We start from the raw sequence: 8278 nt of genomic DNA, 5'->3' as shown, positions 1-8278 counted from the left end.
GTCCGTACGGTACCGACCGGACAAATGGAAACCCTGATGCGAGGGCCGTAGTTGGCCAGCAACTGGCTCCCCAGAACCTGCCCTACAGGAATAAAGAATTGGTCATCAGCCAGTTCTTTTAAAGTGGTTTGGATTGCCAGTGTTGTGTCGGAAGCCAGGCGATTAATCCGGACGATGTTGGGCTGCATCAGGACGATCCGTCCCTGGCTATCTTTATGAACAAAAATTAATTCGTGGTAGTCAACCGACTCCGCAATTTTTTGTTTGATGGCGTTGTTCACCGCTTCCGTTGCCACCCAGCGGGCCTTGGCCTCCGCAATCTCCCGAATTGTGGGCTTGAGATTGTTTTCGAAGATAAAAAAAGTGAGAGAAAACAAACCGAGCGCTGCAAAAAAGAGGAGCAAACCTATTTTGAGGCCTGAGGTACGGCGCCGCAATGCTGCCACCTCCTCCCCGGCATACCTCCATTATATGAAGAGAATGCAGGGAAGGTGAATCAACATCCGGGGTGCACCAGCAAAACTCCTTTACCGCCAGAAAGATGGCTGGAGCAAAGTAATCTGGAGCAAGGGAGGCATCCGGTACGAGATTTCTGCCCGGGTTCCTCAAGAGGAAATAGTAAAAGTCGCCGCTTCTCTGGAACCGCTCTAACTCGATTAGAATTTTCGAAAATCTTTGATTTGCAACCCCGTCAGGCGGGGTTTCTTTTTTTTGAAAAATTTTCAGTTCCGTGATCCAAAACCCTTTCTGAAAAGTCATATATAACAAAGGGAAACTTGGGAGGCATTTCCCGGCTCCTCAGATACAACCATACATTGGGGGTGAGAAAAACACCCTGAAAAGCTGCAGGAAGTGTGTTGAATCTAACCCATCTTAGATGATCTGCACAAGCGGGGGAAAGCTAAATCAGGCGGAACCGCAAACTCAGTAATACCAGGTGACTGTGGTTCTGGTTAAAGATCTTGAAACTGGTCTGGACCGGGTGTTTGCGCGACAGCCGGGGCAAAGAAGTGATGCTTTTTAAGTTCACGCCTTTTGGCGGCGAGATAAGACAGGATTACGCTCTTTTCCCCGCGGCGGTTTTTCGCCTGGGGCAAAAGATATTTTGCCTATTGCGGGGCGGAACAGCAAGAAATCATCCTCGTCGATTATCAGACACAGAAAGAAGTTTTCCGCAAGCGGTTCCCAGAGCGTGTCGCTTATCTTAGTGCCCACCCCACGTCAGAAGAATTCCTCTTGCCCGGAGATTGAGAGGGATAATTCCGTACATGGATGACATGGAGATGACTACCACTTTGCCGTTTTTGGAACGGTGATTCGGCCAATCCGGTGCTTGACGAGGGTTCCGAGACTTACCGCATCACGTACCCCAGTCTCGCCAACCTGTGGGTTCGGGTGACAGAGGGGGTATGAGCCGTGATGCCCTCTGTGGCATGCAGACGCCGGCAGCGGCTCGGAGGCGCAAGGAAGAGGCGTCGTTACTCCGTGATTCAGGACAACTGTTCAATCGCCTCGCGCAGCCGCGGCTGCGCCACGTGGGTGTAGATCTGGGTGGTAGCCACGCCAGTATGCCCGAGCAGGTAAGGAATCACCTTATCCAGCGGAACGCGATGTCTTCCCTGGTAGCAATAAGGTCGAACTCATGGTGATCCGCAGTTACAAGGCAGGCACCGCGGACTTTTGCTTCCGCGGCCGCTATTGAGTCCGCTAAAGACAACCTGTAAGTCGCTTTCAACCTGCCGGCCTCCAGAAAAACCTCCTGGGTGATCTCAGTGACTTCGATAACAGGTAGTGCCCGTATTTTTTCCAATACCTGTTCACTTGTCTCCGGGCCTACTTCGCGATAGATGCCGTAGTAAACCTCCAGCAGGTTTAGCCGGTGCAGGAACAAATTGGGCTCATGATGATTAGACTTCCGCAGCAGTTCTTCCACAACATCCGCACCAGCTTCGTCGTTCAGAAAGGCGATGAGGGCACAGGCATCAAGCACATAATAATCGCTCATGTTTCCAGATCCTTTTCCAATTGCTTGGACTGCAGGTATTTTTCTACGTTAAAGCCCTTTCCCTTCAAAATCCCCCGCGCCTCACGAATTGGATCTTCCACGGGTTTGAGAAGAAATCCCTCGCGCACCTCCACGATGGTTACTCGCTTACCTTTCAGTTTTCGCGCTATCTCTGCCGGCAAATTCAGTTCGTCTGCATTCACTTCAGGGGTTAGCAACACCTTCACCTCCATAAACGTCCTGTATAGAGACAACAGTGCTATTTGTAAAATTGTACCACAAGGAATTGTACCACAAGGAACTCCCTGATCTCAACTATTACGGGAATCTTGTTACGTCAAAAGGAAAGAAGAGGGCTTATTACGTCTGCACTGCGAAATCGCCAGGCTTACCGGGCCGGGGAAGCTGTAAATCTCAATATCTTAATGCTCCGGAATTAGAAGAAATCGTTTGAGAAAGGACATCCGGTTGGCTGACAAATCCAGAAAGGCTTCGCGACATCAAAGCCAAAATTCCCGACACTATACCCGAAACCGTAGCCATTCTCGAAACTGCTGCGGCGGGCAATGGTTTCTACGGCAGACACGCCCCCGCAGGTGGTTGACCTGCAAAACCCGCGCTCGCTTCTTACGCTGGGAGATGCCCTGGGATACCCGGAATGGCTGGCCTGGTCGCCGGATAGCCGGCAGCTCGCTTGTATAACGGGATGCGACCGCGTAGCCAGTACCAATAAACGTCTGAAAGTGGTCAGCATAGTGAACTCCGGGTTCCAGGTACAAGACCTGGGCAAGGCTGGTATGGTAGACACCCGTCCTTTCTGGGGGAACAACGGGCAGTGTCTCTTCTATGCCCGCGGCCGGGAAAACCAGGCCTGGCTTGAAGAAGGCAGGCAGCAGGAAGTGAGAGTTCCCGGTCAACAGGTATGGTGCAGGAAAGATGCTGAGGAGCGGCCGGTAACCGCCCCGGAGAACACCCAGGCGGACTACCTGTTGTCTTCATCACCTGACGGTAAATTCCTGGTCTTTGAAAGGCTGGACTGGTTGTTTGACCAGGGTTCTCTGTATCTGCTGGACCTGGACGATGGAGATTTCTGCCCGGGTTCCTCAAGAGGAAATAGTAAAAGTCGCCGCTTCTCTGGAACTGCTCTAACTCGATTAGAATTTTCGAAAATCTTTGATTTGCAACCCCGTCAGGCGGGGTTTCTTTTTTTGAAAAAAATTTTCAGTTCTGATCCAAAACCCTTTCTGAAAAGTCATATATAACAAAGGGAAATACTTCTTACGTTTGAAACCCTGGATTCACTCCGGGACCGCCAAAACTTGCCCGTTATCCGGTCTCCTACCAGGGACAGGTGGAGGGATGGCCTTGCCTTTTTCGCCCAAACCGGGAGCGAGGACAGGAGATTACCATCTCGATCTCTGCCCGCCGGCTGAGTTGGCGCAGTCTTACGCCCGCTGTTACTCCCTGAAGGTGCCGCCCGACCTTATAAAGCCCCGGCGGACCCTGTCAGAAACCGAGCTTGGGCCGTGCCTGAAAGCCGGCGCCTCGTTTATCGCCGTTGCCGAAGGGGTAATCACCCCCGTATACCGTGCCGGTCTGCAGCGAGAATATATCTATATCCTCTGCGATCCGGAACTCGTAGCCCTCAAAATCTTCGCCGCTCCGGAGGTTTTGGCTGCGGCTGAAGAGGTCGGGGTTAGGCCCGGCACCGTCTTCGCCGAGGAAAGCTGCGGGACGAACGCCCTGGCCCTGGCGCGGGAGCACCAGCGCCTCGTTGCCATACGCGGCGAGCAGCACTACTGCGCCGTCTTCAAGGACTGGTGGTGCGTCGCCGGCCCGGTAAAAGACCCTAAAGGCAAAATCGGCGGCTACCTTGATATTTCAATGCACGCGAAAAGGGAACTGGGTTGAGTCGCAGCGCACCTGCAAACGCTGGTTGATTCGATAGAAAGGGAGCTTTACCTCAGGGAACTTAAGCAAAAACTCCCCGTGCCTATTTGCTCTTATGCCTATGAGAGAGGTTTCTTTTCAAAAACCTGGCTAATTGAAAGAGGACAGCCGCCAGTGTAAAACTTCGCGCCTTAAAGGACGAATTTCAAGCTTCCGCCCGACTCAGGCTGGATCTGATCCTGTAGACGCGGTCACGCTAAGGCACTCATGCCGGCGGAAGTTACTTGATGCACAGCAGGTTCCGAGTAATGTCGACGGCAAGTGCTTATCATGATAAGCAGTGGATCGCAGGAATCAAGGTGTGCCCTTTAAACAGATGCGGGCGAACTTCCGTTTCCCCGCGCGAATGACCATGCCGTTATTTACAGGGACAACCGCATCGGCATCCAGGATCTTTTCCCCTTCGATTTTTACCGCACCCTGGGCGATCAGCCGCTTCCCTGCCGAGGTGCTGTTTGCCAGGCGGGCCTTTACCAGGAGCTTGGGAAGCCAGATCCTCTCGCCGTCCTCCAATTCTCCCGGGTCCAAAAACACTTCCGGGATTTCTTCCGGCATTTCTCCTCTTTGAAAGACGGCAATAAACTCTTCCTCCGCATGCCGCGCGGCCTGAGCGTCGTAATATAAGGAAACAAGTTCGCGCGCCAGTCTCATTTTGGCGTCCCTGGGGTGAAGGGAGCCTCCGGCCAAACCGTTTTTTATCTCCTGGATCTCGTTCAGATCCACCGGTGTGACAAGTTCAAAATAACGGAGGATCAGTTCGTCCGGGATAGACATTGTTTTCCCGTAAATTTCTTCCGGGGGTTCGGTAATTCCAATATAATTGCCCAGGCTCTTGCTCATCTTCTGAACGCCATCTAGCCCTTCTAAAATAGGCATTAAAACGGCCACCTGGGGCTCCTGCCCGTATTCCCGCTGGAGATCCCGACCTACCATCAGGTTGAACTTCTGATCGGTTCCCCCGATTTCCACATCCGCGCGTAACACAACAGAATCATAGGCCTGTATTAAAGGGTAGAGAAATTCATGGACTCCGATGGGAAGGCCTTCCCGGTAACGGCGTGCAAAATCGTCCCGCTCCAGCATCCTGGCAACGGTATACTTTGCCGCCAGTTCAATCACCTCGGTAAAGGAGAGGGGTGCCAGCCACGTGCTGTTGAAAACAACCTCCGCCCGGTCGAGATCGATGATCTTCCCGATCTGCGCCTTGTACGTTGCCATATTGGCCATCACCTCAGCCTCGGTCAGCTGCTTCCGTGTTTCCGTGCGTCCGGAGGGATCGCCAATCCGGGCCGTAAAATCGCCGAGAATCAGAACGACCTCGTGGCCCAGCTCCTGAAACTGGCGGAGCTTGTGCAAAACAACCGTATGTCCCAGGTGAATATCAGGAGCGGTGGGATCAAGCCCTAATTTGATCTTGAGGGGCCTGTTTTGCGCAAGAGAGCGCCGCAGTTTTTGAACAAGCTCCTCCTGGGGAATGATCTCAACCGCACCGCGGCTGATGGTTTTCCACTGTTTTTCAAAATCCAGAACCAGTTTTGACACGAGCCAGTCCTCCCAATTTTAACGTTAAACTAATCCACCGGGCATAAAAATACCATTTTTTCATCACTAACACAAGGAATCTTTAAAGATTGGCCTCGAGGATCTTCGCCAGGTCGGAATATCCTGCGGCCCGGGGGTTTGCAGCCAAAGAGGATGACGCAAGCGCGGCTTCGGCCAGAGAAGAGAGATCCTCCTGCTGCAAACCAACATCTTTCAACTTTGCGGGGATCTTGAGCCGGGCCCGCAGCGCAACGACAAATGAAACAAGGCGGCGGGCTGCTTCAATCGAAGGAGTTTCGGGTGGAACAAGCCCGAGGGCCTGCGCAATCCGGGCGAATTTTTCCTCAACGAAAATCAGGTTGTACTCCATGACATACGGAAGCAAAATGGCGCAGGCAAGACCATGCGGGATGGAGTACCGGACCCCCACCGGGTGGGCAAGGGCGTGCGCCGCACCCGGGCGGGCATTGTTGAGCGCGATCCCGGCCATTAAACTTCCCAATGCCATTTTTTCACGTGCTTCCCGGTCATTCCCGCGCGTGTAAGCTGTGTACAGGTTCCGGCAGATAAGAACTGCAGCCTCAAAGGCAAGCGCCTCCGTAAGAGGATGCGACCAGCGGGAGGTATAGGCTTCGAAGGCGTGGGTTAAGGCATCCATTCCCGTAACCGCGGTGAGCTCCGGCGGCATGGTCATGGTTAAAACGGGATCCACAAGGGCAACTGCCGCCATCCACATGTCGCAACGAATGCTTTGCTTCCGGCAGGTTTCGGGATCAATCAAAACGGCATTTCTGGTAGCCTCGGCCCCGCTCCCTGCTGTCGTGGGAACCGCAAGCCAGGAAATACCCTCCTGTTCAACGGGCCGTCCTTCGAAATATTCTTTCACCGACCCCTGCGCATGGTAAAGACCGGCCACCGCCTTTGCAATATCAAGGACGCTTCCTCCCCCGGCCCCGACGACGAAATCAACCTTTGCGCGGCGGGCTTTTTCGAGACCGGCCTCTACCACTTCAAGGGTTGGCTCGGCAGGAACCTCGTTAAAAATAATGACATCGAGTTCTGCTGAAGAAAGAGGGGCGAGAATCCGGTCAATCATCCCGCTTGCTTGAAGGGCGCGGCGCCCGGTAACCAGAAGGAGCCTCCGTCCGAAACGAGCCGCCTCCTCACCTAAACGCCCCGCAGTTCCGGGTCCAAAAATAATGCGCGGGGGAACTAACAAATCAAAAAGCACTCTTCTGCCTCCAATCCAGAACAAGAGGGACTTGCCCAAAAAACGGATCAGGTCTTAAAATGTTTGCGGAGGGATCCTAAATGAACCGGGTACATAAACAAATTCTGCGGAGCCTGCTACACTCACCTAAAAGCTTTTGGCAGTTGATTCGAGACCAGAACACCCACCTTGCAGGGTATACCCAGGCCCTTGCTTCCCTGGCTGAACAGGATTTAGTCAAGGAAAAAAATCATCTCCTGGAATTAACCGAAAAGGGGAATGAAGCGGCGCGCAGAGAAGGTTTAATCCCATATCAGAATGTGACATGCACCCACTGCGCCGGGCGCGGCATTTCTCTCGAGTCCTTTTTTAAAAATCTAACCCAGGAATTTTGCCGCATCGCGGCTTTCCGCCCCCAGGCCATCCCGGAGTTCGATCAGGGCTACATTGAACCTGAAATTACCGTTGCCCGGGCGGCATTCATGTACGCCCGGGGCGACCTGGAAGGCCAGAAAATCATCATTTTGGGGGATGATGATCTGACGAGCCTTGCGGTGGCGCTCACCGGTTTGCCCAAAGAGATCACCGTCCTGGAGATTGACGAACGCATCCTGGATTTTATCAACCGGGTAGCCGCAGAACGGAAATGGGGCCACCTCAAAACGTATAAATATGACGTCAGGGAGCCCCTCCCTGCCGGCCTCGCGGGCAAGTACGACACCTTTTTTACCGACCCTGTGGAAACACTCCCCGGTTTAAAACTGTTTCTCTCCCGCTGCACCGAAGCCCTGAAAGGCAGGGAGAGCGCGGGCTATCTGGGCTTAACCCACCTGGAGGCTTCACGCCAGAAATGGTACTCGATCCAGAAAATGTTTCTGGAAATGGGTTTCGTAATCACCGACCTGATCTATAATTTTCACTGCTACGACCTGGAGCGCTCCACTTTTATTAAACGAAACTACCCGGTGATTGAGGCCTCCCCGTTCAACCTCAGCGTTCCTGATGTCAACTGGTACACCTCAAACTTAATCCGGCTGGAAGCAGTTCAGGACCCGCGGCCTCTAACCCGGGGGGCTGTACAGCTGGGCCGGGAACTCTACTTCGACGAGGAGGCTCATGCCACCTTACCCCTCCGGAGTTGAAGACTCATCGATGGCCCGGTTCGCCAGGAGATCGGCGCGCCTGTTTTGCGTTCTGGGGATGTGACTGAGTTTGCAGCTCGAGAACGCCCGGGAAAGGGACCGCGCCTGCTGGACGAGGGGAGCAAGGTGCGGGCTCCGGACGCGGTACTCCCCGTTCCACTGGCGCGCCAGAAGCTCGCTGTCCGTATAGACTTCGACTTGAGTGGCGCCCTGCGCCAGGGCTTCCTGCAACGCAAGCAGCAGGGCGCGGTATTCCGCAACGTTGTTGGTTGCCTTTCCCAGGTACTCCTTTCTCTCTTTTATTATTTGCCCGGCCTCGTTGCAGACAACAACTCCCGCCCCGGCCCTCCCGGGATTCCCCCGGGAGGCGCCGTCTATATAAAAAACCAATTTTTTCTGGTGCGGCATCGATGTTCCTCCCTATCTTTC

The 8278-nt window shown here is 53.7% G+C and carries 10 protein-coding genes; 4 read left to right on the top strand and 6 right to left on the bottom strand.

The window, feature by feature from the left end:
- Positions 1–446, bottom strand: a 446-nt coding sequence (yunB, locus tag HPY58_11560) for a sporulation protein YunB (protein NPV30259.1), incomplete at its 3' end; no start/stop codon positions are given.
- Between the two features lie 49 nt (positions 447–495).
- On the opposite strand from yunB, the gene HPY58_11555 reads away from it, so the two are divergent.
- Complete coding sequence (locus HPY58_11555) at positions 496–651, top strand: DUF4367 domain-containing protein (GenBank protein NPV30258.1); 156 nt, start codon at positions 496–498, stop codon at positions 649–651.
- A gap of 937 nt (positions 652–1588) precedes the next feature.
- On the opposite strand, the gene HPY58_11550 is transcribed toward HPY58_11555, so the two are convergent.
- Positions 1589–2005 (bottom strand): type II toxin-antitoxin system VapC family toxin, encoded by a 417-nt coding sequence (locus HPY58_11550; GenBank protein NPV30257.1) that lies wholly within the window; start codon positions 2003–2005, stop codon positions 1589–1591.
- Positions 2002–2238 carry a hypothetical protein gene (locus HPY58_11545; GenBank protein ID NPV30256.1) on the bottom strand — a complete coding sequence of 79 codons (237 nt, stop codon included), beginning with the start codon at positions 2236–2238 and terminating at the stop codon, positions 2002–2004. Before HPY58_11545 ends, HPY58_11550 begins: the two co-directional genes overlap by 4 nt.
- Positions 2239–2571: 333 nt before the next feature.
- On the opposite strand from HPY58_11545, the gene HPY58_11540 reads away from it, so the two are divergent.
- Complete coding sequence (locus HPY58_11540) at positions 2572–3267, top strand: hypothetical protein (protein ID NPV30255.1); 696 nt, start codon at positions 2572–2574, stop codon at positions 3265–3267.
- Positions 3268–3370: 103 nt separating this feature from the next.
- Positions 3371–3916: a hypothetical protein gene (locus HPY58_11535; protein NPV30254.1), complete on the top strand. Its 546-nt coding sequence runs from the start codon at positions 3371–3373 to the stop codon at positions 3914–3916.
- 333 nt (positions 3917–4249) lie between these two features.
- Here HPY58_11535 and HPY58_11530 read toward each other — a convergent pair whose 3' ends face one another.
- Both HPY58_11530 and HPY58_11525 read right to left on the bottom strand, forming a co-directional pair.
- Entirely contained in the window at positions 4250–5497 is a 1248-nt protein-coding gene (locus HPY58_11530; protein NPV30253.1) for a tyrosine--tRNA ligase, read from the bottom strand.
- Between the two features lie 82 nt (positions 5498–5579).
- Entirely contained in the window at positions 5580–6728 is a 1149-nt protein-coding gene (locus HPY58_11525; protein ID NPV30252.1) for an iron-containing alcohol dehydrogenase, read from the bottom strand.
- 80 nt (positions 6729–6808) lie between these two features.
- Between HPY58_11525 and HPY58_11520 the strand changes: the two genes are divergently transcribed.
- Positions 6809–7849: a bis-aminopropyl spermidine synthase family protein gene (locus HPY58_11520; protein NPV30251.1), complete on the top strand. Its 1041-nt coding sequence runs from the start codon at positions 6809–6811 to the stop codon at positions 7847–7849.
- Here HPY58_11520 and HPY58_11515 read toward each other — a convergent pair.
- Positions 7832–8239 (bottom strand): ribonuclease HI family protein, encoded by a 408-nt coding sequence (locus tag HPY58_11515; protein NPV30250.1) that lies wholly within the window; start codon positions 8237–8239, stop codon positions 7832–7834. The two genes, HPY58_11520 and HPY58_11515, sit on opposite strands and share 18 nt — an antisense overlap.
- Positions 8240–8278 lie beyond the last annotated feature (39 nt).

It is taken from the genome of Bacillota bacterium (assembly GCA_013177945.1).
Taxonomy (GTDB): domain Bacteria; phylum Bacillota; class DSM-12270; order Thermacetogeniales; family Thermacetogeniaceae; genus Ch130.
This window is presented reverse-complemented; position numbering and strand designations above follow the sequence as displayed.

Coding starts and splice junctions, on each gene's coding strand:
- HPY58_11550 (NPV30257.1), bottom strand. CDS start 2,005: ATGAGCGATTATTATGTGCTTGATGCCTGTGCCCTCATCGCCTTTCTG.
- HPY58_11545 (NPV30256.1), bottom strand. CDS start 2,238: ATGGAGGTGAAGGTGTTGCTAACCCCTGAAGTGAATGCAGACGAACTG.
- HPY58_11540 (NPV30255.1), top strand. CDS start 2,572: ATGGTTTCTACGGCAGACACGCCCCCGCAGGTGGTTGACCTGCAAAAC.
- HPY58_11520 (NPV30251.1), top strand. CDS start 6,809: ATGAACCGGGTACATAAACAAATTCTGCGGAGCCTGCTACACTCACCT.